Genomic DNA, 22,294 nt, shown 5'->3' on the forward strand with positions numbered 1-22,294 from the left:
CTATGACTGTAAAAAAATCTCTTTTAATATTACTTTTAATAAGCTTAAGTATTAATGCCCAAAGAGAAACAGATCATTGGTATTTTGGTTATGACGCTGCTTTAAGATTTAATTATTACAACCAACCAACACCTTTATTAGATAGTCAATTATATACCCCTTACGGAAGCGCAACAATTTCTAGCAAAGATGGAGAACTACTATTTTACACTTCTGGTACTTTTATTTATAATAAAGAACATTATAAAATGGTTAATGGAGACTTACTTGCAAGCGACACAGAGGTTTTACAATCCTCTATAATAATACCTAAACCAAACGATGCTAATATTTATTATCTAATTACACTTAAAAACTCAAATAATCCACCAAGACTAGGAGAGTTAATTCCTTCTGGTTTGTATTATTCTGTTATAGACATTAGTTTAAATGATGGTTTAGGAGAAGTCATAGAAAAAAATGTTCTTTTAACATCATTAGCATCAGAAAAATTAACTGCTGTGCACGCTAAAGATGGTAAAAGTATATGGGTAATTTCTTTTGGTAAAGAAACAGAAAATGCTACAAAATTCAATACATATTTTGCATACAAAATAGATAATACAGGTGTTAATACAACACCTGTATTATCTTACCTATCAACAGAATTTCTAACAAATAAAGGTGCCCTTAAAGCATCTCCTAATGGTCAATTTTTACTTGCATCTAATTTAACCAACGTAAATTTAACTGATTTTAATAATGAAACTGGTGAGATTAATAATTCTAATTTTGTAAACATTGCACACGGAGAAGGAATGGCATCTATAGAATCTAGACCAAACACTTATGGTATAGAGTTTTCTCAAGATTCTGAATATTTTTATGTAGAAAGCATTGAGAAAGGTGAAAACATAATATTTCAATATAATATAAACGATATAGATAATAGAAAAGAAATCTATACTTCTACCAATGCTAAAAATTATATGCAACTTGCAAAAGACAAAAAAATATATGTAACTACTGCTGTAACAGAAACTATTGGTGGCGAGTACCTAAGTATAATTACCCCTCCAGAAACTAAAAAAGACTCAATTGCAACTTATACAGAAAATGCAATATTTTTAGAAAATAAAAAATCTAGTATTGGCTTGCCCAATTTTATCCAATCTTATTTTAGATCTAGAATTATATCTGAAAGTGGTTGTGTCGGTAATAATACTATTTTTAATGTAGATACTTACGCACCAATAACCTCTGCTAGTTGGAGTTTTGGTGACGGTACAACTTCAACAGAAATTACTCCCATCCACATCTATACTACACCAGGTTTATATACGGCAACTTGTACGATAACAATTAATAAGAGGGAGGTATTTATGTCTAAAGAAATTGAAGTATTTACTGTTGATGATTTTACAATCAATAATCAAAATATAATACAATGTGATGTAGATAATGATGGTATCGATTTTTTTAATTTAACAGACATATCAGAAAGTATTGATAATAATGATCTTATAGCTAAAATGAGTTTTTATACTACTTTAGCAAATGCTCAAAATGATATTGATGAAATAAGTACCCCTACTAGTTATGAAAGTAGCGGTAGAAAAGAAATTTTTATCAGAATTTATAATCAAAATAATTGTTATGTTATAAAAAGTTTTTTTATAGAATCTGCATTTGTAGAATTAGGGACTATAAACAGTATGTTTTCTTGTCAAATACCAAATATTAATTCAAGTGAAATTAATGGGGAATTTAATTTAGAATTTAAAAAAGCCGAAATAATTAGTAATTTAAATTTATCTAGTAATATAAGTTTGCGCTTTTATCCAGATTCTCATAGTGCTCAAATTAATCAAAACGAATTGGATAGTAATTTTTTTTCAGAAAATACAACGATTTGGGTTAGGGCAGATACTCCTACTGGTTGTGGTGGTATTGAGCCTTTTAATGTTATAGTAAATACTGCACCTATTATAAATTTACAAGACAGTTACACAATTTGTTTTGACCCTATGGTAAACCCAATTACATTAACTGCAGATGCTAGTAACGATTCTTTTGAATGGAGAAACAGTTTCAATAATATTGTTAGTACAAATAAAGACTTTACATTAGATAATGTTGGTTTATTTTCTCTTACAGTTTATAAAACCGTAAACGGCATAAAATGCTCTAATTATAAAGAGTTTAACGTTATAAACCCAGAACCACCAACTTTTTACTCGGTAGTGGCAAATACAGAAGATAAAAATAACAATACTATAGAAGTTATTATTGACGGAAATAGTTATTATGAATTTTCTTTAGACAATAATAACTTCTTTGGTAGTAATACTTCGTATACCTTTACCAAAGTTAATCCTGGTTTACATACTGTATATATTAGAGATATTAATAATTGCGAACAACCTACAGAAACAAACATTACTGTAATTGGTTTTAAAAAGTTTTTTACTCCTAATGGAGATGGTAAAAATGATTATTGGACTGTAGAAGGATTAACTGATAACCAATTTAAATCTGTAAAAATTATAATTTTTGATAGATACGGAAAGGTTTTACATACTATAACTAATTTTTCTTCTCTTGGTTGGGACGGAACTACTAATGGAAAACTTATACCTTCTAATAATTATTGGTTTACAGCAGAAATAATTGATATAAATGATAACTTAATTAAAGAAAACGGTAACTTTAGCTTAATTAGAAATTAAAATTCTTATTTCATTACGTATTTTTACAGTATGGAATTTAAGTTAGTATCAGAATTCTCTCCTACAGGAGACCAACCACAAGCAATTAAAGAACTTACACAAAGTATTAATGACGGAGAAAAATTTCAGACATTATTAGGGGTAACAGGTTCTGGTAAAACATTTACCGTTGCCAATGTGGTGAAAGAGGTTAAAAAACCAACCTTAATTTTAGCACACAACAAAACATTAGCAGCACAATTATACTCAGAGTTTAAACAATTTTTTCCTGATAATGCCGTAGAATACTTTGTTTCTTACTACGATTATTACCAACCAGAAGCTTACATTCCTGTAACAGGAACTTACATCGAAAAAGATTTATCTATTAATGATGATATTGAGCGATTGCGTTTAAGCACCACCTCTTCCCTACTTTCTGGTCGTAGAGATGTGCTGGTTGTTGCATCCGTTTCTTGTTTATATGGTATTGGTAATCCTATCGAATTTAAGAAAAATGTAATACCAATTCATGTAGATCAGCAAATTGCAAGAACAAAATTCTTACATCAATTAGTAACAAGTTTATACTCTAGAACCGAAGTAGAAATTAAAAGCGGAACTTTTAAGGTGAAAGGAGATGTAGTAACTATTTATCCGTCTTACGGAGATAATGGTTACAGAGTTCACTTTTTTGGTGATGAAATTGAAGAAATCGAATCTTTCGATTTAGAAAGTAATACCGTTTTAGAAAAGTTCGAAGAACTTACTATTTATCCTGCAAATTTGTTTGTTACTTCTCCTGATGTATTACAAAATGCCATTCATCAAATACAAGAAGATATGGTAAAACAAGTCGATTATTTTAATGAAATTGGCAAACATCTAGAGGCAAAACGTTTAAAGGAACGCACAGAATTCGATTTAGAAATGATTCGTGAATTGGGTTATTGTTCGGGAATCGAAAACTATTCGCGTTATCTAGACGGAAGAAACCCCGGAACAAGACCTTTCTGTTTGATTGATTATTTTCCGGATGATTATTTAATGGTGATTGATGAAAGTCACGTAACAATTCCGCAAACGCATGCCATGTACGGTGGCGATAGAAGTAGAAAAGAAAACTTAGTAGAATATGGATTCCGTTTACCCGCGGCAATGGACAATCGTCCATTAAAGTTTGAAGAGTTTGAAGCAATTCAAAATCAAACCATCTATGTTTCTGCAACACCTGCAGATTACGAACTCGAAAAAACAGAAGGTGTTTTTGTAGAACAGGTAATTCGTCCTACAGGTTTATTAGATCCCGTTATCGAAATTCGTCCTAGTTTAAATCAAATTGATGATTTAATAGAAGAAATTCAACTAAGAGTAGAAAAAGACGAACGTACTTTGGTAACCACTTTAACCAAAAGAATGGCAGAAGAATTGACCAAATATTTAACAAGAGTTGATATTCGTTGTCGTTACATTCATTCTGATGTAGACACTTTAGAACGTGTAGAAATTATGCAAGATTTGCGTAAAGGTTTATTTGATGTTTTAATTGGTGTAAACCTTTTAAGAGAAGGTTTAGATTTACCCGAAGTTTCTTTAGTGGCCATTTTAGATGCCGATAAAGAAGGTTTTTTACGTTCGCACAGATCCATTACACAAACAGTTGGTAGAGCTGCAAGAAACGTAAATGGTTTGGCTATTTTATATGCAGATAAAATGACCAAGAGCATGCAAAAAACCATTGACGAAACAGAACGTAGACGAGAAAAACAAATAGCATACAACACTAAAAACAACATCACTCCTACTCAAATCAATAAAAAAATTGATGATACATTATCTAAATCTGCTGTTTCTAGTTATCATTATGATAATGCAATACAAAAAGCGGCTGAACAAGATTTACAATATTTACCTAAAGAAGAAATAGAAAAAAGAGTTAGAGAAAAACGCAAACAAATGGAAGCGGCTGCAAAAAATTTAGATTTTATAGTAGCTGCTCAATTACGTGATGAAATTGCTGTTTTAAAAGAAAGTTTGTAAATCAAAAATTATTAAAATAAAGATAACTTGTATTAGCCCTAACTATATTGTAAGTTTGCCCCTATGAAAATAAGGATACACAAACAGCGTAACTTTAGAATATTCAACTTTAATTTTTTAGTGTTTAAAAATCAACCTAAAAAATTCATACCCCCTCACTCTTTTCTGTAAATAAACGCTCTGCCGTTTTACCTCTTTTTTTAAAGCTTTTTAAGCTTTTCTTTTTATTACTTATCGTTTAAGACAAATCAAATCAATAGAAATAATGATGATGATTAAAACTTATGACGCCTTTACAAGGATGTCCTATATTAATATAAATAAAATTTCAAATTTTTTACACGAACATTTAGAAGGTTGTAAAGAAGACAAAAGTGCTATTCGTAAATCACTTTTATATGCAGCAAAAGAAACATCTAACTTAGGTGGTTATACTTTTCTTTTAGAAGAAAAAGACAACATAATTGGCGCAATTGTAGTCAATAAAACAGGTATGAGTGAGTATCAATCAGAAAACCTTATCACTTATTTAGCTGTTCACAAAGATTATAGAGATCAGAAAATTGCAACAAAATTAATAAAAGAAGCCGCTAACTATTGTAACGGAAATCTCTCTCTTAACATCAACAAAGATAATAATGCTATTGAATTGTTTAAAAAAAATGGATTTGTATCAAAGAAAATTCAAATGACATTATACAAATAATATTCAAAATAAAAATCAATAATTAACAGTAACACTTAACCTTTATAAAATGAAAATATTAGTAATTGGAGCAGGAAATATGGGGCTAACGTACGCCCAAGGAATGTCTAAATCTAGATTGTTAAAGAAAAAAAACATTATGGTATTAGATAATTCTACAAAAAAATTAGAAGAATTAAACGAGATATCTCACTTTGATGCTTTTAAAGAATTAGAAGATTGTGTACCTAAAGCAGACATTATCTTTATTGCCGTAAAACCGTACCATGCAGAAAATCTATTTAAAGCATTAAAACCCTTTACAAAACCAGGACAAGTTATTGTATCTATTATGGCTGGTGTTAACATAGAGAACATCAAAAAATATTCTGGATTAACCAAAATAGTTAGGGCAATGCCAAACTTACCAGCTCAAATTGGTAAAGGTTTAACCTCTTACGTAACTTCCGATGAAGTATCTAGAATAGAAAAATTAACTGTAGAAAGTTTATTAGATACTACAGGAAAATCTATGGAAGTAAGTAGTGAAAAGTTAATTGACGCTTCTACAGGAATTTCTGGTAGCGGACCTGCTTATGTATTTTACTTTATGCAAAGTATGATGGAAGCTGCATTAAAAATGGGATTCTCAAAAAACGATTCAACTGTTTTAGTAAGTCAGACTTTTACAGGTGCAATAGAATTATTTAATCAAAATAACTTGTCTCCAAATTCTTGGATGGAAAAAGTAGCTTCTAAAGGAGGTACAACACGTGCCGCTTTAGATTCTATGGAAGACAATAATGTAAACGAATTAATAAAAGATGCTGCTTTTGCTGCTTTTAATAGGGCTGTAGAATTAGGAAAAGAAAATTAAAATGTATAAAGAAAGAATCGTAATAAAAGTAGGTACTAATGTAATGACAAACAGAGATAACAGAATTGTTAGACCTGTTTTAAAACGCTTGGTAAAACAAGTTGCAGAATTATACGAACGTGGAATTATCTCTATTTTAGTTTCTTCTGGGTCTGTAATTGCAGGTAAAGAAATTTTAGGAGAATCTAGTATTGAAAACAATACCCAAAGAAGACAAGTATATTCTGCAATTGGGCAACCAAGAATGATGCGTCACTATTATAATCTTTTTAATGATTATGGTATGAAATGCGCACAGGTTTTACCTACAAAGAGAGATTTTACTCCAGGTGTACATAGACAAAATATGATTAATTGTTGTGAAGGTTTATTGGCCGAAGGTGTTATTCCTATTGCAAATGAAGATGATGCTGTTTCCATTACCATGTCTATGTTTTCTGATAATGACGAGTTAGCTAGTTTAATTGCACAGTTGATAAATGCAGATAGATTAATCATTTTAACTGATATTGACGGACTCTACACAGGACATCCAGAAGCTGAAAACAGTAATTTAATTACCAATGTAAATCCGAATGAAGATTTAGATAGGTACATAAAAGATAATAATAAAAAACCTGGAGAAGGAAGAGGCGGAATGGGTTCTAAATTAGATTATGCACAAGAAGCAGCTTCAAACAATATCCCTACTTACATCGCAAACGGAAAAAGAGATAACACCATTATTGATATTATAGACGGAAAGTCTGTTGGTACAAAAGTGGCACTTTAAATTTTAAATAATGAAATTACTAGATATAACTACAAAAAATAACGTATTACAAAGTATGATAAGAATTCTTGATAAAAATCGAGAATCCTTATTAAATGCTAATAAAAAAGATTTAGAAGCATTTCAAAAAGAAGATCAAGCTATGTATGATCGTTTAATTGTAAACAATAAAAAAATTGATGGAATGATAGAAGCCATCAACCAAGTTAAAGCACAAGAAGACCCAGTAAATCAAATAATTAGCGACGACCTTTTAGCAAACGGATTACATGTTACTAATAAAACGGCTCCTTTTGGAACCATCATGATAATTTACGAATCAAGACCAGACGTAACTATTGAAGCAGCTGTTTTAGCTTTTAAAGCAAATAATAAAATTCTCTTAAAAGGTGGTAAAGAAGCTATTAATAGTAATACTATTTTAGTTGATTTTTGGCACAAAGCCTTACAAGATAATAATTTGAGTACAGATTATATAAAGTTAATGCAACTCAACAGAGAAGAAACACAATCTTTTCTTAAAAATCCTTCTGAGCAACTCGATTTAATAGTACCAAGAGGTGGAGAGCAATTAATAAACTTTGTAAAAGAACATGCAACCTGTGCTGTTTTAGTTAGTGGAAGAGGAAATAATTTTATCTATGTTGATGAAAGTACAGATTGGAAAAAAACTTTATCTGTTATAATTAATGCTAAGACAGCTAAAATTTCTGCTTGTAATGCCATAGATAAAATTCTTATCAATAAAAATATAGAAGGTTATGAGGCTAAATTAAAAGAGTTACAATCTGTTTTAAAAGAAAACAACGTAACTATTTTGGTTGATGAAAGTATTAAAAATGTATTATCTGATGAAGCTATAGCTATCATTTCTGATAAGAGCATCTGGAAAAAAGAATTTTTAGCTTTAAAATGTTGTATTGGTGCTATAGAAAATGTCGAAAAAGCTATAGAAATAATTAACAAATATTCTGGAGGCCATTCTGCAACTATAATGACTACAAACAATGAAAATGCAGAGAGCTTTATGCAGCAAGTAGATTGTGCTGCTGTTTACAAAAATGCTTCTACTCGTTTTACAGATGGTGGTCAATTAGGTGTTGGTGCAGAATTAGCAATTAGTACAGATAAATTGCATCACAGAGGTCCTTTAGGTTTAAAAAAATTAGTTACCAATAAATATTATATTATTGGAGAAGGACAAATACGTAATTAATTCTTTTAAATAATTATGTTTATCTTATAAAAAAAGCCTCAATAATATTGAGGCTTTTTTATAAATATTAAAGGCTTATTCTATTCCCTTTTTAAAATCATTTAAAAGTTTTTGTACTTTTTTATTCTCATGAAAAACTGGAAATAAATCTTGTAAAACCATATGGTATTCAAAATCTATTTTTAATGCTTTAATTAAATGATCAATAGCATATTTTTCTTTACTAAATGTAAAAAATAAACCAGCTAACCTGTACTCTATTTCTGCTGCATTTTTATGATTCTTTTGTGCATTTACCAAAACGTTTATTGCTCGTTCAAATTTACCGACAAAAGTAAGTACATCAGCTAAACCTATATATATTTCTAATTCATCATCATTTAATTGTAAACATTTCTCAAACCCAGAAATAGCTTCTTCAAAAAAGTTTAATTTTAAATTAATTTCAGAATAACTTCTCCAATACAGAAAATTATCCTCATCAATTTTTAACGCTTTAGACAAGTAATAAGATGCCTTTTCATAATTCTCTTGTATGTAGTATAAATTAGTCAATAATATCCAACCTTTATCTAACAAAGGATCCTCATGCACAGCTTTTTTATAAAAAGAAATTGCATTATTATAATGTTCTAACTTCTCATAACATTCACCAATTCTAATGTAAACAAAAGCTGTAGCATCATCCAATTCTAATGTAATTAAATAATTATCAATTGCTTCTTGATAAAGTTCTAATTGTTCTAAAGTTTTTGCTTTTTCTAAATAACCTCCAATAAAAGACTCATCAATCAAAACAGCATAATCAAATGCAGACAGTGCATCCTTAAATTTGTTTAAAATATAATACTGTCTTCCTAATTGATGCCACGCAACTTCACAGTAAGGATTTGTTTCAATATAATTGATTAAATATGTTATTGCCTCTTCATGTTCTTCATCCATGTCAAAACAATAAATAACATTATATAACGCAGGATAATCTTCTACATCTACATTTACACACTTTATAAATGTTAAACGAGCGTTTTTAAAATCATCTAAATATAAATATTCCATCCCTAAAAGAGACCAAACATCTACTTTATCATCGGTAAATTTTAAAGCTATTATAAATAACTCTATAGCTTCTTTATGCTTCCCTTCTTTAGAACAAATTGTTCCTTTTTGTATAAAAACTTCATCATTATTTGGCTCTAAACGCTCAATAACTTTCAGTAAAACAGACGCTTTATCTAACTCATCTTCAAATATATAAATTTCTACTTGTAGTAGTTTTAATTCTACAGATGCAGGATGTTGTTGTAATCCTAATTTTACTGCTTTTTTAGCTAAAGCATGTTTACCAGCATCTAAATAATGTACAATAATTTCTTCAAACTCAACCAAATCAAAAAAATAAACTGCATTGGTTTTAAGCATGGATTCAAATTTTAATAGAGACATAACTATGGTATTTGAATTAGTATATTAAAGGTAATATATCTATTACAACACATTTAATTAATATGAATTTGTTTTTAACAATTTAGTTAACATTAAATCTAAAACGTAATTAATCATTATAAATTTTGCATATACATTTATTTGCAGTAATTTTGATTTTCAATAACTATCAAGCTAATTTGATAGCTTTCTTATGAGCAAAAAAACCTTACTTAACTCAAAAGATATTGAAATAATTCTACATCGATTAGCGTGCCAGTTAATCGAAAATCACAATGATTTTTCTAATACCGTTTTAATTGGTTTACAACCAAGAGGTAGCTTTTTAGCCAATAGGTTAGCTCATTTATTAAAAGAAGAATATCAGATAAAAAACTTACAATTAGGTCTTTTAGATATTACTTTTTTTAGAGATGATTTTAGAAGAAGAGATGAACCTTTAGCTGCAACTGCTACTAAAATGGACTTTTTAGTTGAAGGTAAAAAAGTAGTAATTATTGATGATGTTTTATATTCTGGAAGAAGTGTTAGAGCTGCCTTAACAGCAATGCAATCTTACGGAAGACCAGAAAATATAGAGTTATTAGTATTAATTGACAGACGTTTTAGCAGACATTTACCAATACAACCTAATTATAGAGGTAGACAAGTAGATGCTATTAATGATGAAAAAGTTTTAGTAACTTGGACAGAAACACAAAAAAAAGACGCAGTTTATATAGAACCTAAGTAATTATGTCAAAATTAAGTGTAGAACATTTATTAGGAATAAAATATCTGAAAGAAACTGATATTGACCTTATTTTTAAAACTGCAGATCATTTTAAAGAAGTAATAAATAGACCTATTAAAAAAGTACCTTCTTTAAGAGATATTACTATTGCTAATTTATTTTTTGAAAATAGTACCAGAACAAAATTAAGTTTTGAATTGGCAGAAAAAAGACTTTCTGCTGATGTTATTAACTTTTCTGCAGGACAATCTTCTGTAAAAAAAGGAGAAACTTTAATTGATACCGTTAACAACATTTTGGCTATGAAAGTTGATATTGTTGTAATGAGACATGCAAGTGTTGGTGCTGGTGTTTTTTTATCTAAACATGTAGATGCAAAAATTATAAATGCTGGTGATGGTACACATGAACACCCAACACAGGCTTTATTAGACTCTTATTCTATTAGAGAAAAATTAGGAAGCGTAAAAGGGAAAAAAATTGTAATTGTAGGTGATGTCTTACACTCTAGAGTTGCTTTATCAAATATTTTTGCTTTGCAATTGCAAGGGGCAGAAGTAAAAGTTTGTGGTCCAACAACTTTAATACCTAAATATATTTCTAGTTTAGGTGTAGAAGTAGAAAATAACCTTAAAAAGGCTTTAGAATGGTGTGATGTTGCTAATGTTTTACGTGTGCAACACGAAAGAATGGATATTAAGTACTTCCCTTCTACTAGAGAATACACACAACTTTTTGGTATAAATCAAGAAATTTTAGATAATTTGGATAAAAAAATTATAATCATGCATCCAGGACCAATAAATCGTGGTGTAGAAATTACAAGTGATGTTGCTGATTCTAATCAATCTATTATACTAAACCAAGTAGAAAACGGAGTTGCAGTTAGAATGGCTGTTATCTATTTATTAGCACAACAGATAAAAAGGTAAGAATGCAAATAGAAAAAAAAGATACATATACACTTATTACAAGTGATGAAAACTCATTTTCTGAATTCTATAATTCTTTCTTAATTGAAGAGAAAAATCGAACCAAAGAGCACTTAATAGTTCAAATTTCTAATAATATTAACATTTCTATCGAGAATTTTTTATTATTTTTGGAAATAGCTCAAGAAAAAAAAGGAAATGGCGCGTCATTTGTTGTTATTAATAGCAATATTAACATTGACGATCTTCCTGAAAACTTAAACATCACACCTACATTACAAGAGGCTATAGATGTTATAGATATGGAGAATATGGAAAGAGAGTTAGGATTTTAAAACCGCTAAATATATGGTAAAAAAAATACTTTTTATTTTACTTTTAACGATAACACAAATAGGTTTTTCTCAAGAAAAATCTATTGATGTTTTATCTGCTAGCCCAAATCCGTTTACTAATTCTACTAAAATTAGTTTTACGTCTACTACTAATTCTGAGATTTATTTTACTGTTAAAAATGTCTTAGGTAAAACTGTATTTAGAAAAAATATTAAAACAAATAAAGGCAAAAATAATATTTCCTTTTATAAAAATGATTTACCATCTGGCATGTATATTTATAGCATTCAAGATAAGAAAAAGGTAATCTCTAAAAGGTTAGTTATTAAATAATAATGAGTATCCAACTAACAATTCTAGGTTGTCATTCTGCAACACCTCGAGCAAATGCATTTCCAACCTCTCAATATTTAGAAATTAACAACAGTCATTTTTTAATTGATTGCGGAGAAGGTACACAGCGTCAAATGAGAAAGTATAAAGTAGGTTTCTCTAAAATAAATCATATTTTTATTTCTCATTTACATGGAGATCATTTTTATGGTTTGGTTGGTTTATTATCTACTTACGGAATTTTAAATAGAGAAAAAGAACTACATATTTACGGACCTAAAGGAATTAAAGAAGTAACCTTATTACAACTAAAAACTTCTCAATCTCATGCAAAATATCAATTAATTTTTCATGAGCTAACCTCTAAAGAAAGTGAACTTATCTTTGAAGATGATAAAGTTTCTGTTAGAACAATTCCTTTAAAACATAGGGTTTACACAAATGGTTATTTATTTAAAGAAAAAGAAAAACCAAGAAAACTTAATATGTTAAACATTAGCGGGTATCCAGAAATTGATAAAGCTGATTATTTAAATATTAAAGCGGGTAAAGATATTGTTTTATCTACAGGTAAAGTTGTTTCTAATGCAGAACTAACATTACCTCCAAAAAAAGCTTTAAGCTTTGCTTTTTGTAGTGATACTTGTTATAAACCAGATATTGTTCCTATTATAAAAGATACTGATTTACTATATCACGAAGCTACTTTTTTAGCTGAAAGAGAAGATTTAGCTAAAAAAACAAAACACTCCACAACAATAGAAGCTGCAAAAATTGCAAAAGCTGCAAATGTAAAACAATTAATTATTGGTCATTATTCTGGCAGATATAAAGATATTTCTATCTTTAAAAAAGAAGCTGAAGAGATTTTTGAAAACACTAATTTGGCCGAACCAGGAAAAATATTTAATGTATAATTAAAATTATATTAATTTGGAATCCATAGATATCAATACTATTTACAATGACATCTTTAACACTTACCCAGAAGTAGAAATTAAAGAACATATAAGAAAATTGATTGAACTTGATTTCTATTATCCGTACAATTCTACCTTTTTTTGTATTACTAATACTGCTACTCAAAATTTTGAATACATCAGTAAAAACTTTACTGCTTGTACCGGAATACCTAAGAATAAATTAAATGAAGGCGGCATGAATTATTTTTGGTCACTTTTTCATCCAGATGATTTACAACCTTGGTTAGCTTGTTTAAAAAGTTTAATGACTTTTACGATGAATGAACTTGATGATCAAAAACGTAGAAAAATGAGTTATACATGGAACTATAGAATAAAAAATCAAGCAGGAGAATATATTACAATAATTCAAAATACTACTCCTTTACAATTCGATAAAAAAGAAAAGCCAATTATAGGTTTAGCTCATTACACAGTTTTACCTGGCGACCTGAATATGGATATTTCTGCAACAGCAAAGTATTTAAATAGTGATAATGAATATGAAACTTTGTTTTATAAAAACATTTCTAGTGAAGGGCTTTTAAATGCTATTAGCAATAGAGAGAGAGATATTATACGCTTATTACTTTTAAGTAAAACAAGTAATGAAATATCTAAAACATTAAATATTAGTAAACACACTGTTGATACTCACAGAAGAAATATTCTTAAAAAACTAAGCTTAAACTCTACTTATGAGTTACTTAATTATTTTAAAAATAATTTAAGCTTAATTTAAAATATTTATGTTTAAAATAAATACTCATAATGAGTATTGTGCAATATTTCTTAATAAAGTATTTTTGTTCACAAGTAGATTGAATTGGCATTATCTAGTAAACAAAAAAGCTTTATTAGAGTTTACAATATTTTGAAAAAGGAAAATAAAAACTCGCTAATTCAATTTACTTTTTTAATATTGATTTGTACTTAACATAACCAATGTACAAGCAATATCTACCTCTATACCATTTGCTTTTAACAACTCTATAAATTCTATATTTTCCGTTTCTGGGTTAAATATAACTCTCTTTGGATTTAAAGATATTATGTAATCATAATATTCAACTTGATTTTTAGGATTTAAATAAATGGTAACTGTATCAATATCTTTATAAGCTTTTTTTTCATTATCAATAATAACATTAAAAACTTTACCTTTTCTTTTACCCAAAGCAACAACATCAATTTGTTTGTCTATTAATCTTTTAATAGCAATATTAGAGTATCTGTTTGGATTTGTAGATGCCCCAATAACAAGTGTTAATTTTTTCATATAATAAACTAATTTTGGTGATTATTACAAATATATAAATTTATTAACTCTTTTTAACATAATTACATAAAAAAACATAGCGTATAACCATTCATTTTAAACTAAAAAAGCCACTACATAATTTAGTGACTTTTCTATCTATTTGTAATATATTTATTACCAACGTATAATAACAGAACCCCAAGTAAAACCACTACCAAAAGCAGCTAAAACTACTAAATCGTTGTCTTTTATTTTACCTTCTTCCCACGCTTCTGTTAAAGCAATAATTACTGAAGCCGCTGTAGTATTACCGTATTTTTGAATATTATTAAAAACATTGCTATCCGGTAATCTAAATTTTTTCTGAATAAATTGTGCAATACGTAAATTTGCCTGATGTGGAATTAACATATCAATATCCTCTTTTTGTAATTTGTTTGCAGCCAAACCTTCTACAATTGCTTCAGAAAAACGAGTTACAGCATGTTTAAATACAAACTGACCATTCATATAAGGGAAATAAGAAACATCATCAGGATCATTTCTTTCTAATATTTCTGGAACCCATTTTCCTGTTGATGGTCCTTCTAAAACCAATTCTTTAGCATGTTTTCCTTCTGAATGTAAATGAGATGATAAAATTCCTTTTTCTTCTTCTTCACTTCTAGATAAAACTGCAGCTCCTGCTCCATCACCAAAAATAACAGAAACATTTCTTCCTCGTGTAGACTTATCCAATCCTCCTGAATGATTTTCTGCTCCGATTACTAAAATATTTTTGTACATACCTGTTTTAATAAACTGGTCTGCCACAGACATTGCATAAATAAAACCAGAACATTGGTTACGCACATCTAATGCTCCAATAGTTGGCATCTCTAACATTTCTTGCACTTGTACTCCTCCCCCAGGAAAATACATATCTGGACTTAACGTAGCAAAAACGATAAAATCGATATCATCTTTTGTTAAACCAGCTCTTTCAATAGCAATTCTAGCAGCCTTTGCTCCCATAACAGCAGTTGTATCATCCGTTTTTGGATCAATCCATCTTCTTTCTTGTATCCCTGTTCTCTCTTGTATCCATTCATCTGAAGTTTCCATAAACTCATTTAAATCGTTGTTTGTAACAACATTTTCTGGAACATATCGACCAAGTCCAGTAATTTTAGAATTGTACATATATTAAGTCTTTTTTAATCTTCTGGTTAGTTTTGTATTAGCTAAAATAGTAATAATTTAATCGGCTTACAAAATCTATTTTTTATTAATTCAACAAAAATACCTATTAAAAATTTAGTTTTTAAATTTGTACCTATTAATCACAACCACTTAATTGTTAAATTAATAATTTTTTCTTTTAAACCAGTATAAGGTGGAGTTAATAGATCTAAAGCTCCAGGCATAAATTGTTTTAACACCCCTCTTGCATTCGAAAATTCTTGAAAACCAAAAAATCCATGAGATTTTCCTATTCCACTATTATTAGAACCTCCAAAAGGTAAATTATTATTGTAAAAATGAATTGCATTATTATTTATACAAGAACCACCGGCTCTAGTATTATTTAAAATATAATTTACATTTTTCTTCTTTTTACTATAAACATATAATGCCAGCGGTTTTTCTTTATCATTAACTGTATCAATAACTTCATCAATTTTATCATAAGAGATAACCGGTAGAATTGGTCCAAAAATTTCTTCTTGCATTACTCTAGACTTCATTTTAACGTTGGTTAAAATTGTGGGTTCTATTGAATTCGATTTCTTTGCAATATTTCCTCCATAAAAAACAACTGAACCATGTTCCACCGAATCTTTAACAATACTCAAAATCCTTTTTTTATGATGTTCATTTACAATACAAGTATAATTTTCTGATTGATTTGCATCATCCTTATAAAAACTAATTAGTACTTGTTTTAACTCTTCTAACAATTCTTGTTCTTTACTTTTATGAACATAAATATAATCTGGCGCAATACAAACTTGCCCCGCATTTGCAAACTTACCAACTGCAATTCGTTTTGCAGCCATTTTTATGTTTGCTGTTTCATCTATAATTGTTGGTGATTTACCTCCTAATTCTAATGTAACAGAAGTTAAATGTTTTGCTGCTGCAGACATTACAACTTTACCTATTGCTGGAGATCCTGTAAAAAAAATATGATTAAACGGTAAAGACAATAAACCTGTTGATGTTTGTACAGCTCCTTCAATTAACGTTACTTCATTTTCATCAAAAATTGAAGCAATCATTGTTTTCATCACCTTAGAAATATGTGGTGTCATTTCCGAAGGTTTTAAAATTACTGTATTACCTGCTGCAATTGCGCTCACCAAAGGCGCAAGAGTTAAATTTACAGGAAAATTCCAAGGGGAAATAATTAGACAAACTCCTTTTGGTTCGTATTTTATATAAGAAGTAGAGCCAAAAAAAGCCAAAGGTGTGCCTACTCTTTCTTTATCTGTCCAAGAATTTAAATGTCTTAAAGTGTGTTTAATTTCACTTGTTACTGGGTATATTTCTGTTAAATCTACTTCTGCTTTTGGCTTTCGCATATCTTTATGCAAAGCTTCTACAATAGCATTTCTATAAGTTATTTCTACCGCTTTTTTTAAAGCTAATAATTTCTTTTTACGTTCTTTTATCGATTTATTGGCAACAGTAAATTGATTTTCTTTTTGTGCATTAAAAATAGACGTAATTACATCTAAATTCAATTTATCTTTAATTAGTTCCATAATTTTATGATTGAAGTTTTTAGGGGAATTTTATATATCAATATTAAAATAGATACTTTAACATAAATATACAGTTTTTATGTCATTAAAAATGTCATATTGTCACAAAAAAAGGTTTGGTATTTTTTTTGACTATTAGTTTATCATTAATAATAAAATAAACAAAATTTTGATAAAATGGCAAAAGGAAACATTAATGTATCGGTAGAAAATATTTTTCCGTTAATTAAAAAATTCTTGTATTCTGATCACGAAATCTTCTTACGTGAATTGATTTCTAACGGAACAGATGCAACTTCTAAATTAAAACACCTTATTTCTATTGGTGAAGCAAAAACTGAATTAGGTGATGCTAAAATTGAAGTAAGTATTGATAAAGATGGTAAAACAATTACTATTAAAGATCAAGGTTTAGGAATGACTGCAGATGAAGTTGAAAAATACATCAATCAAATTGCATTTTCTGGAGCTGAAGAGTTTTTAGACAAATATAAAGACAACGAATCTGGTATTATTGGTCATTTTGGTTTAGGTTTTTACTCTGCTTTTATGGTTGCTGATAAAGTAGAAATTATTACAAAATCTTTTAAAGATGAACCTGCTGCTCATTGGACTTGTGATGGTTCTCCTGAATATACTTTGGTAGAACATGATAAATCTGATAGAGGAACAGAAATTATTTTACACGTTGCAGAAGATTCTTTAGAATTTTTAGAAGACAGTAAAATAGAAGGTTTATTAACAAAATACAATCGTTTTAACCAAGTGCCAATTAAATTTGGAACAAAAGAAATTAACGATCCAGAATTTACACCAGCAACTACTAAAGACGCAGAAGGTAAAGAAACTACAGAGCCTCATAAACAAATTACGGTTGATAATATCATCAATAACACAGATCCTGCTTGGACAAAAGCTCCTGCAGATTTAAATGATGAAGATTATACAAATTTCTATAGAGAATTGTATCCAATGCAATTTGAAGAGTCTTTATTCCACATTCATTTAAATGTAGACTATCCTTTTAACTTAACAGGAATTTTATTTTTCCCAAAGTTGTCTCAAAACATGGATATGCAAAAGGATAAAATCCAACTGTACCAAAACCAAGTATATGTAACGGATAATGTAGAGGGAATTGTGCCAGACTTTTTACAGATGTTAAAAGGGGTTATAGATTCTCCTGACATTCCTTTAAACGTTTCTCGTTCTTATTTACAAGCAGACGGTGCTGTAAAGAAAATTTCTGGTTACATCACTAAAAAAGTAGCTGATAAATTATCTTCTTTATTTAAAAAGGATAGAGCAGATTTTGAAACAAAATGGAACGACATTAAAGTTATTATAGAATACGGAATGTTGTCTGAGGATAAATTTTTCGATAAAGCAAAGAAATTTGCCTTATATCCAACAGTTGCAGATACTTTTTTCACTTTTGATGAATTGATCGAAAAAACAAAAGATGCTCAGACTGATAAAGAAGGAAATCACGTAATTTTATATACTTCTAACAAAGAAGCACAACACAGTTACATACAAGATGCAACGGCAAAAGGTTACGAAGTTTTAGTATTAGATTCGCCAATTATTTCGCATTTAATGCAAAAATTAGAAGGTGGTGATGCTAAAGTAAAATTTACAAGAGTAGATGCTGATTTTATTGATAATTTAATTAAGAAAGACGAAAACGTAATTTCTAAATTATCTGATGAAGAAAAAGAAACATTAAAGCCAATTATTGAAGCTGCTGTTCCTACAAAAACATATACAGTACAATTAGAAGCGATGGATTCTTCTGCTTCTCCTTTCTTAATTACTGTACCAGAATTTATGCGTAGAATGAAAGAAATGCAAGCTTCTGGTGGTGGTGGAATGATGGGAATGGGTAATTTCCCTGATATGTACAACTTAATCGTTAACACAAACAGTCCGTTAGTTTCAGAAATTTTAAATAATAAAGACGCTGAAGCTCAAAAAGGATTAATTTCTCAAGCTTTTGATTTAGCTAAATTATCTCAAAACCTTTTACATGGTGAAGAGTTAACCAATTTTATTAAACGTTCTTACGAATTGATTAAGTAGTGTAAAAGCTGAAAATATACAAACCTCTTTGAAGATTCAAAGAGGTTTGTTTTTAATAAATAAATATAATATGCAACTGAAACAATTTTTCGTTTTTTTATTGATTCTGATAATATCAGTTGTAGAATCTCCTGCTTATTCTCATAGTAATTCATCAGAATATTATCAGTCTTCAAAATCATTTCAGAATAAAAAACTTAGTCTTAAAAAAACTAAATACATAGTTTTAAAGCAAAACGGTTCTAACGAATATCTTCTTGCTTTTATTTTAGAAAACATTCATTTTAAAAATGTTTTTCAAAATAAAATTAGACTTATTTTAAAACTTCAAAAGCAATTATTTCTAGAAATTGCTTATCAGAATAATCAACATATTTTTTTACTCCAGAAAATTACTGTTAGTAATTTAAAATCAAATTTATACATAGCTTAAAACTCTTTTTTTAAGCAAATGCTGAAAAGCAATCGATGATAAAAAACTAAGTTTCACTATTTATCATTATATAAATGTATAAAACAAACAACTATTCAAAAAAGTTCAAACACTTATTACTTTGGATTAAAAGAAAAACAATCTTAACTATAACTGCCTTAATGCTTGGGTTTTATAACTCAATAAATAAAGAGGATAAATCTATTTTTAGTAATCAACATTACATAGAACAACAAGATAAAAAAGAATGATAGAATATTTATAGTTTCAATATTTCGAAAACATTATCCATTAAATTAATAGTTTTTGTAAATTAGAATTATAAAATAAACATTAATGAAACTAGTCCACACAGATCAATTACCCAAAATTGGTACAAGTCATGATGAAGCAATTAAGAAAAAAGTATTTTTAGGTAAAGGAATCGTTCCTCAATTAATGATGTTTGGTTCTGCAACTTTTACTCCTGGGCAAGCTGTAGAAACCCATAAACACGATACCATGTACGAGATTTTCTACATACAATCTGGCAAAGCAGAATTTGTGATTAATGATAAAAAAATAATAGTAGTCTCTGGTGATTGTATTACCATAGAACAAGGGGAATTTCATTCTATGAACAATCCGTTTTTAGAGGATGTAACTTGGACTTATTTCGGAATTGCAACTGATAAATAAAAGTAAATTTTTAGCTTAGTTTTGATTTTAAGGATAAAAACGAGTAAATTCGTTGAAACGAAATTAAACTTTAGATTTATTACATTTTATAAACCAAAAATGAAAAAATATATACTACTTTTTGTATTCAGTATTTTAATATTTGCTTGTAATAAAGACAAAGAAGTAAGCTCTACCGATTTTAAAACTTGGTCTAAAAGACATTTAACTACACAACTAAAAGATTCTCTAGAATACGGTAAATCTTACCTTTCTATTTACTCTCAAATCTACAGTGTTTCCGAACATAAAACACATAGTTTAACCGCAATGGTTAGTATGAGAAACACAAGTGATACAGATACAATTTACCTTTTAAAAGCAGAATATTTTGATACTAAAGGAACATCTGTACGTACTTATTTTGATAAAACCATATTTTTAGCTCCTTTAGAAACTACCGAAATTATTATTGATGAAGTTGATAAAGAAGGCGGAACAGGTTCTAACTTTATCTTTGAATGGAAAACGCCAAAAGATTGCCCAGAACCTTTGTTTGAAGGAATTATGAATTCTACCAAAGGGCAACAAGGTTTATCTTTTTCTACACAATCTAAAAGAATTAAGTAAAATAATCTTTAATATTTAATATTTAAGTTTTCATTTTTCTTTAAACCTCAATTTTATTAACTAAAAAATAAACTGTATGTTTATGTTTTTAAAACCATCGTAAAATGAAATGGAGAGGAAGTAGAAAAAGTACCAATATAGAAGATAGAAGAGGAACATCTTCTGGAGGCAGCAATTCTGGTGGTGGATTAAACCCTATGCTTATTGGGCTTTTATTAAAGTTAGTAACTTCTAAAAAAGGGTTAATTATAGTTGGTATTGTTTTAGCTGTAATGTATTTTACAGGGAATAATCCATTAAATTTTATTACTGGCAACAACCAAATTCAATCTACTTCTACCTATAACGGAACTGAATCTGAAAATGAATTGGCAGATTTTACAGCCACTGTTTTAGCAAATACAGAAGATGTCTGGAAACAAATAATACCTAATTACCGAGAGCCTTCTTTAGTACTTTTTTCCGGCTCTGTAACTTCTGCTTGTGGTGGTGCTACCAGTGCAACAGGCCCCTTTTATTGCCCTGGTGATGAAAAAATTTATATAGATTTAAGTTTTTTTGAAGAAATGGGCAGAAAATTAAATGCTCCAGGAGATTTTGCTCAAGCTTATGTAATTGCTCATGAAGTGGGGCATCATATACAATCAATTACAGGAATTAATAAAAAGGTACAATCTTTACGTGGACAAATAAGTCAAACAGAATATAACAAGTACTCTGTAATGCTAGAATTACAAGCCGATTTTTATGCAGGTATTTGGGCTCATCATTTTCAAAAAGTAAATAATTCTATGCAAATGGAAGATGGCGATTTAGAAGAAGCTCTCAATGCAGCTCACGCAACTGGCGATGACATTTTACAAGAAAAATATAGCGGAAGAGTTGTACCAGATTCTTTTACACACGGAACTTCGGCACAAAGAATGCGTTGGTTTAAAAAGGGATTCGATACCGGAGATGTTAACCAAGGAGATACTTTTAACGCAAGTTCATTATAAAAAAAAGCTTCAGATATTTCTGAAGCTTTTTTTAGGTCTAATTATTTCTTTTTTAAATGTTCTTCAATATCCGCTATATGATGTTGCAAAGCCTCTGTAGAAATCTGAATTTCTTTAATTAACAAACCTAAAGAAATAATTAATAAAATTAAAGCAACACCAAAAACCCAAATTGCAATCGTAAAAAAGTTAACATAAATTAAAAACATTGTTACAACACAAAATAACAAACTAGAAATACCAAATACTTGCATCCACCTTGTTAATTGCAAACGCATTTTTAAATTCTTAATTTGTCTTAGAATAGATGTATCTTTCTTTTCTAAATAAATATCATGCAAATTTCTAATTACACTTGCATACGCTAAAAAACGGTTTGTATAAGCTAACATTATCAATGAAATTGCCGAAAATAAAAGTGTTGGTGTTGTAAGAGAAAGTTCTTCCATTATTAAAATCTAAGATTA

At 28.8% G+C, this 22,294-nt stretch carries 22 protein-coding genes; 17 read left to right on the forward strand and 5 right to left on the reverse strand.

Annotated elements, in window-relative coordinates; genetic code table 11:
* The first annotated feature begins 2 nt into the window (after nucleotides 1-2).
* From ACJJVY_RS04155 to ACJJVY_RS04180, 6 genes are all read left to right on the forward strand, one after another.
* A complete protein-coding gene (locus ACJJVY_RS04155; protein ID WP_405605471.1) occupies nucleotides 3-2,708 on the forward strand; it encodes a T9SS type B sorting domain-containing protein in 2,706 nt (901 codons plus the stop codon).
* 30 nt (nucleotides 2,709-2,738) lie between these two features.
* Entirely contained in the window at nucleotides 2,739-4,727 is a 1,989-nt protein-coding gene (uvrB, locus tag ACJJVY_RS04160; RefSeq protein ID WP_405605473.1) for an excinuclease ABC subunit UvrB, read from the forward strand.
* A gap of 265 nt (nucleotides 4,728-4,992) precedes the next feature.
* A complete protein-coding gene (locus ACJJVY_RS04165) occupies nucleotides 4,993-5,433 on the forward strand; it encodes a GNAT family N-acetyltransferase (RefSeq protein WP_405605475.1) in 441 nt (146 codons plus the stop codon).
* Between the two features lie 49 nt (nucleotides 5,434-5,482).
* A complete protein-coding gene (gene proC / locus ACJJVY_RS04170; protein WP_405605477.1) occupies nucleotides 5,483-6,289 on the forward strand; it encodes a pyrroline-5-carboxylate reductase in 807 nt (268 codons plus the stop codon).
* Between the two features lies 1 nt (nucleotide 6,290).
* On the forward strand, nucleotides 6,291-7,061 hold the full coding sequence (gene proB, locus ACJJVY_RS04175; protein WP_405605479.1) for a glutamate 5-kinase: 771 nt from the start codon (nucleotides 6,291-6,293) through the stop codon (nucleotides 7,059-7,061).
* 10 nt (nucleotides 7,062-7,071) lie between these two features.
* Nucleotides 7,072-8,277 (forward strand): glutamate-5-semialdehyde dehydrogenase, encoded by a 1,206-nt coding sequence (locus ACJJVY_RS04180; RefSeq protein ID WP_405605481.1) that lies wholly within the window; start codon nucleotides 7,072-7,074, stop codon nucleotides 8,275-8,277.
* Nucleotides 8,278-8,352: 75 nt separating this feature from the next.
* On the opposite strand, the gene ACJJVY_RS04185 is transcribed toward ACJJVY_RS04180, so the two are convergent.
* Nucleotides 8,353-9,723 (reverse strand): tetratricopeptide repeat protein, encoded by a 1,371-nt coding sequence (locus ACJJVY_RS04185; RefSeq protein WP_405605483.1) that lies wholly within the window; start codon nucleotides 9,721-9,723, stop codon nucleotides 8,353-8,355.
* A 193-nt stretch (nucleotides 9,724-9,916) separates the two neighbouring features.
* Here ACJJVY_RS04185 and pyrR point away from each other — a divergent pair, with 193 nt between their 5' ends.
* The 6 genes from pyrR to ACJJVY_RS04215 are packed head-to-tail and all read left to right on the forward strand — an operon-like array spanning nucleotide 9,917 to nucleotide 13,761.
* Nucleotides 9,917-10,456 carry a bifunctional pyr operon transcriptional regulator/uracil phosphoribosyltransferase PyrR gene (gene pyrR / locus ACJJVY_RS04190; protein WP_405605485.1) on the forward strand — a complete coding sequence of 180 codons (540 nt, stop codon included), beginning with the start codon at nucleotides 9,917-9,919 and terminating at the stop codon, nucleotides 10,454-10,456.
* 2 nt (nucleotides 10,457-10,458) lie between these two features.
* Complete coding sequence (locus ACJJVY_RS04195; protein WP_405605487.1) at nucleotides 10,459-11,388, forward strand: aspartate carbamoyltransferase catalytic subunit; 930 nt, start codon at nucleotides 10,459-10,461, stop codon at nucleotides 11,386-11,388.
* Nucleotides 11,389-11,390: 2 nt separating this feature from the next.
* Nucleotides 11,391-11,723 carry a hypothetical protein gene (locus ACJJVY_RS04200; RefSeq protein WP_405605489.1) on the forward strand — a complete coding sequence of 111 codons (333 nt, stop codon included), beginning with the start codon at nucleotides 11,391-11,393 and terminating at the stop codon, nucleotides 11,721-11,723.
* Between the two features lie 13 nt (nucleotides 11,724-11,736).
* The gene (locus ACJJVY_RS04205; RefSeq protein ID WP_405605491.1) at nucleotides 11,737-12,057 is read left to right on the forward strand and encodes a T9SS type A sorting domain-containing protein; all 321 of its coding nucleotides are present in this window, start codon (nucleotides 11,737-11,739) and stop codon (nucleotides 12,055-12,057) included.
* A gap of 2 nt (nucleotides 12,058-12,059) precedes the next feature.
* Complete coding sequence (locus ACJJVY_RS04210; protein WP_405605493.1) at nucleotides 12,060-12,974, forward strand: ribonuclease Z; 915 nt, start codon at nucleotides 12,060-12,062, stop codon at nucleotides 12,972-12,974.
* 16 nt (nucleotides 12,975-12,990) lie between these two features.
* Complete coding sequence (locus ACJJVY_RS04215; RefSeq protein WP_405605495.1) at nucleotides 12,991-13,761, forward strand: LuxR C-terminal-related transcriptional regulator; 771 nt, start codon at nucleotides 12,991-12,993, stop codon at nucleotides 13,759-13,761.
* Between the two features lie 174 nt (nucleotides 13,762-13,935).
* Here ACJJVY_RS04215 and ACJJVY_RS04220 read toward each other — a convergent pair whose 3' ends face one another.
* The 3 genes from ACJJVY_RS04220 to ACJJVY_RS04230 form a co-directional block, all read right to left on the reverse strand.
* Complete coding sequence (locus tag ACJJVY_RS04220; protein WP_405605497.1) at nucleotides 13,936-14,298, reverse strand: CoA-binding protein; 363 nt, start codon at nucleotides 14,296-14,298, stop codon at nucleotides 13,936-13,938.
* A 156-nt stretch (nucleotides 14,299-14,454) separates the two neighbouring features.
* The gene (locus ACJJVY_RS04225) at nucleotides 14,455-15,462 is read right to left on the reverse strand and encodes a 3-oxoacyl-ACP synthase III family protein (protein ID WP_405605499.1); all 1,008 of its coding nucleotides are present in this window, start codon (nucleotides 15,460-15,462) and stop codon (nucleotides 14,455-14,457) included.
* Between the two features lie 140 nt (nucleotides 15,463-15,602).
* A complete protein-coding gene (locus ACJJVY_RS04230; protein ID WP_405605501.1) occupies nucleotides 15,603-17,027 on the reverse strand; it encodes an aldehyde dehydrogenase family protein in 1,425 nt (474 codons plus the stop codon).
* A 177-nt stretch (nucleotides 17,028-17,204) separates the two neighbouring features.
* On the opposite strand from ACJJVY_RS04230, the gene htpG reads away from it, so the two are divergent.
* The 5 genes from htpG (at nucleotide 17,205) to ACJJVY_RS04255 (ending at nucleotide 21,827) form a co-directional block, all read left to right on the forward strand.
* Nucleotides 17,205-19,109, forward strand: a complete 1,905-nt coding sequence (gene htpG / locus ACJJVY_RS04235; RefSeq protein ID WP_405605503.1) for a molecular chaperone HtpG — start codon at nucleotides 17,205-17,207, stop codon at nucleotides 19,107-19,109.
* A gap of 70 nt (nucleotides 19,110-19,179) precedes the next feature.
* The gene (locus tag ACJJVY_RS04240) at nucleotides 19,180-19,542 is read left to right on the forward strand and encodes a hypothetical protein (protein WP_405605505.1); all 363 of its coding nucleotides are present in this window, start codon (nucleotides 19,180-19,182) and stop codon (nucleotides 19,540-19,542) included.
* Between the two features lie 336 nt (nucleotides 19,543-19,878).
* On the forward strand, nucleotides 19,879-20,220 hold the full coding sequence (locus ACJJVY_RS04245; protein ID WP_405605507.1) for a cupin domain-containing protein: 342 nt from the start codon (nucleotides 19,879-19,881) through the stop codon (nucleotides 20,218-20,220).
* A gap of 99 nt (nucleotides 20,221-20,319) precedes the next feature.
* Complete coding sequence (locus ACJJVY_RS04250; RefSeq protein WP_405605509.1) at nucleotides 20,320-20,829, forward strand: DUF3124 domain-containing protein; 510 nt, start codon at nucleotides 20,320-20,322, stop codon at nucleotides 20,827-20,829.
* Between the two features lie 104 nt (nucleotides 20,830-20,933).
* A complete protein-coding gene (locus tag ACJJVY_RS04255) occupies nucleotides 20,934-21,827 on the forward strand; it encodes a neutral zinc metallopeptidase (RefSeq protein WP_405605511.1) in 894 nt (297 codons plus the stop codon).
* Between the two features lie 41 nt (nucleotides 21,828-21,868).
* Here the strand turns inward: ACJJVY_RS04255 and ACJJVY_RS04260 are convergent, their stop codons facing one another.
* Complete coding sequence (locus ACJJVY_RS04260; protein WP_405605513.1) at nucleotides 21,869-22,276, reverse strand: DUF2721 domain-containing protein; 408 nt, start codon at nucleotides 22,274-22,276, stop codon at nucleotides 21,869-21,871.
* Between the last annotated feature and the right edge of the window lie 18 nt (nucleotides 22,277-22,294).

It is taken from the genome of Polaribacter sp. Asnod1-A03, from assembly GCF_045063585.1.
GTDB lineage: Bacteria > Bacteroidota > Bacteroidia > Flavobacteriales > Flavobacteriaceae > Polaribacter.

Excerpts from the sequence above, each read along its gene's own strand:
- ACJJVY_RS04155 (WP_405605471.1), top strand. The coding sequence starts at position 3 with ATGACTGTAAAAAAATCTCTTTTAATATTACTTTTAATAAGCTTAAGT.
- uvrB (WP_405605473.1), top strand. The coding sequence starts at position 2,739 with ATGGAATTTAAGTTAGTATCAGAATTCTCTCCTACAGGAGACCAACCA.
- ACJJVY_RS04165 (WP_405605475.1), top strand. The coding sequence starts at position 4,993 with ATGATGATGATTAAAACTTATGACGCCTTTACAAGGATGTCCTATATT.
- proC (WP_405605477.1), top strand. The coding sequence starts at position 5,483 with ATGAAAATATTAGTAATTGGAGCAGGAAATATGGGGCTAACGTACGCC.
- proB (WP_405605479.1), top strand. The coding sequence starts at position 6,291 with ATGTATAAAGAAAGAATCGTAATAAAAGTAGGTACTAATGTAATGACA.
- ACJJVY_RS04180 (WP_405605481.1), top strand. The coding sequence starts at position 7,072 with ATGAAATTACTAGATATAACTACAAAAAATAACGTATTACAAAGTATG.
- ACJJVY_RS04185 (WP_405605483.1), bottom strand. The coding sequence starts at position 9,723 with ATGTCTCTATTAAAATTTGAATCCATGCTTAAAACCAATGCAGTTTAT.
- pyrR (WP_405605485.1), top strand. The coding sequence starts at position 9,917 with ATGAGCAAAAAAACCTTACTTAACTCAAAAGATATTGAAATAATTCTA.
- ACJJVY_RS04195 (WP_405605487.1), top strand. The coding sequence starts at position 10,459 with ATGTCAAAATTAAGTGTAGAACATTTATTAGGAATAAAATATCTGAAA.
- ACJJVY_RS04200 (WP_405605489.1), top strand. The coding sequence starts at position 11,391 with ATGCAAATAGAAAAAAAAGATACATATACACTTATTACAAGTGATGAA.
- ACJJVY_RS04205 (WP_405605491.1), top strand. The coding sequence starts at position 11,737 with ATGGTAAAAAAAATACTTTTTATTTTACTTTTAACGATAACACAAATA.
- ACJJVY_RS04210 (WP_405605493.1), top strand. The coding sequence starts at position 12,060 with ATGAGTATCCAACTAACAATTCTAGGTTGTCATTCTGCAACACCTCGA.
- ACJJVY_RS04220 (WP_405605497.1), bottom strand. The coding sequence starts at position 14,298 with ATGAAAAAATTAACACTTGTTATTGGGGCATCTACAAATCCAAACAGA.
- ACJJVY_RS04225 (WP_405605499.1), bottom strand. The coding sequence starts at position 15,462 with ATGTACAATTCTAAAATTACTGGACTTGGTCGATATGTTCCAGAAAAT.
- ACJJVY_RS04230 (WP_405605501.1), bottom strand. The coding sequence starts at position 17,027 with ATGGAACTAATTAAAGATAAATTGAATTTAGATGTAATTACGTCTATT.
- htpG (WP_405605503.1), top strand. The coding sequence starts at position 17,205 with ATGGCAAAAGGAAACATTAATGTATCGGTAGAAAATATTTTTCCGTTA.
- ACJJVY_RS04240 (WP_405605505.1), top strand. The coding sequence starts at position 19,180 with ATGCAACTGAAACAATTTTTCGTTTTTTTATTGATTCTGATAATATCA.
- ACJJVY_RS04245 (WP_405605507.1), top strand. The coding sequence starts at position 19,879 with ATGAAACTAGTCCACACAGATCAATTACCCAAAATTGGTACAAGTCAT.
- ACJJVY_RS04250 (WP_405605509.1), top strand. The coding sequence starts at position 20,320 with ATGAAAAAATATATACTACTTTTTGTATTCAGTATTTTAATATTTGCT.
- ACJJVY_RS04255 (WP_405605511.1), top strand. The coding sequence starts at position 20,934 with ATGAAATGGAGAGGAAGTAGAAAAAGTACCAATATAGAAGATAGAAGA.
- ACJJVY_RS04260 (WP_405605513.1), bottom strand. The coding sequence starts at position 22,276 with ATGGAAGAACTTTCTCTTACAACACCAACACTTTTATTTTCGGCAATT.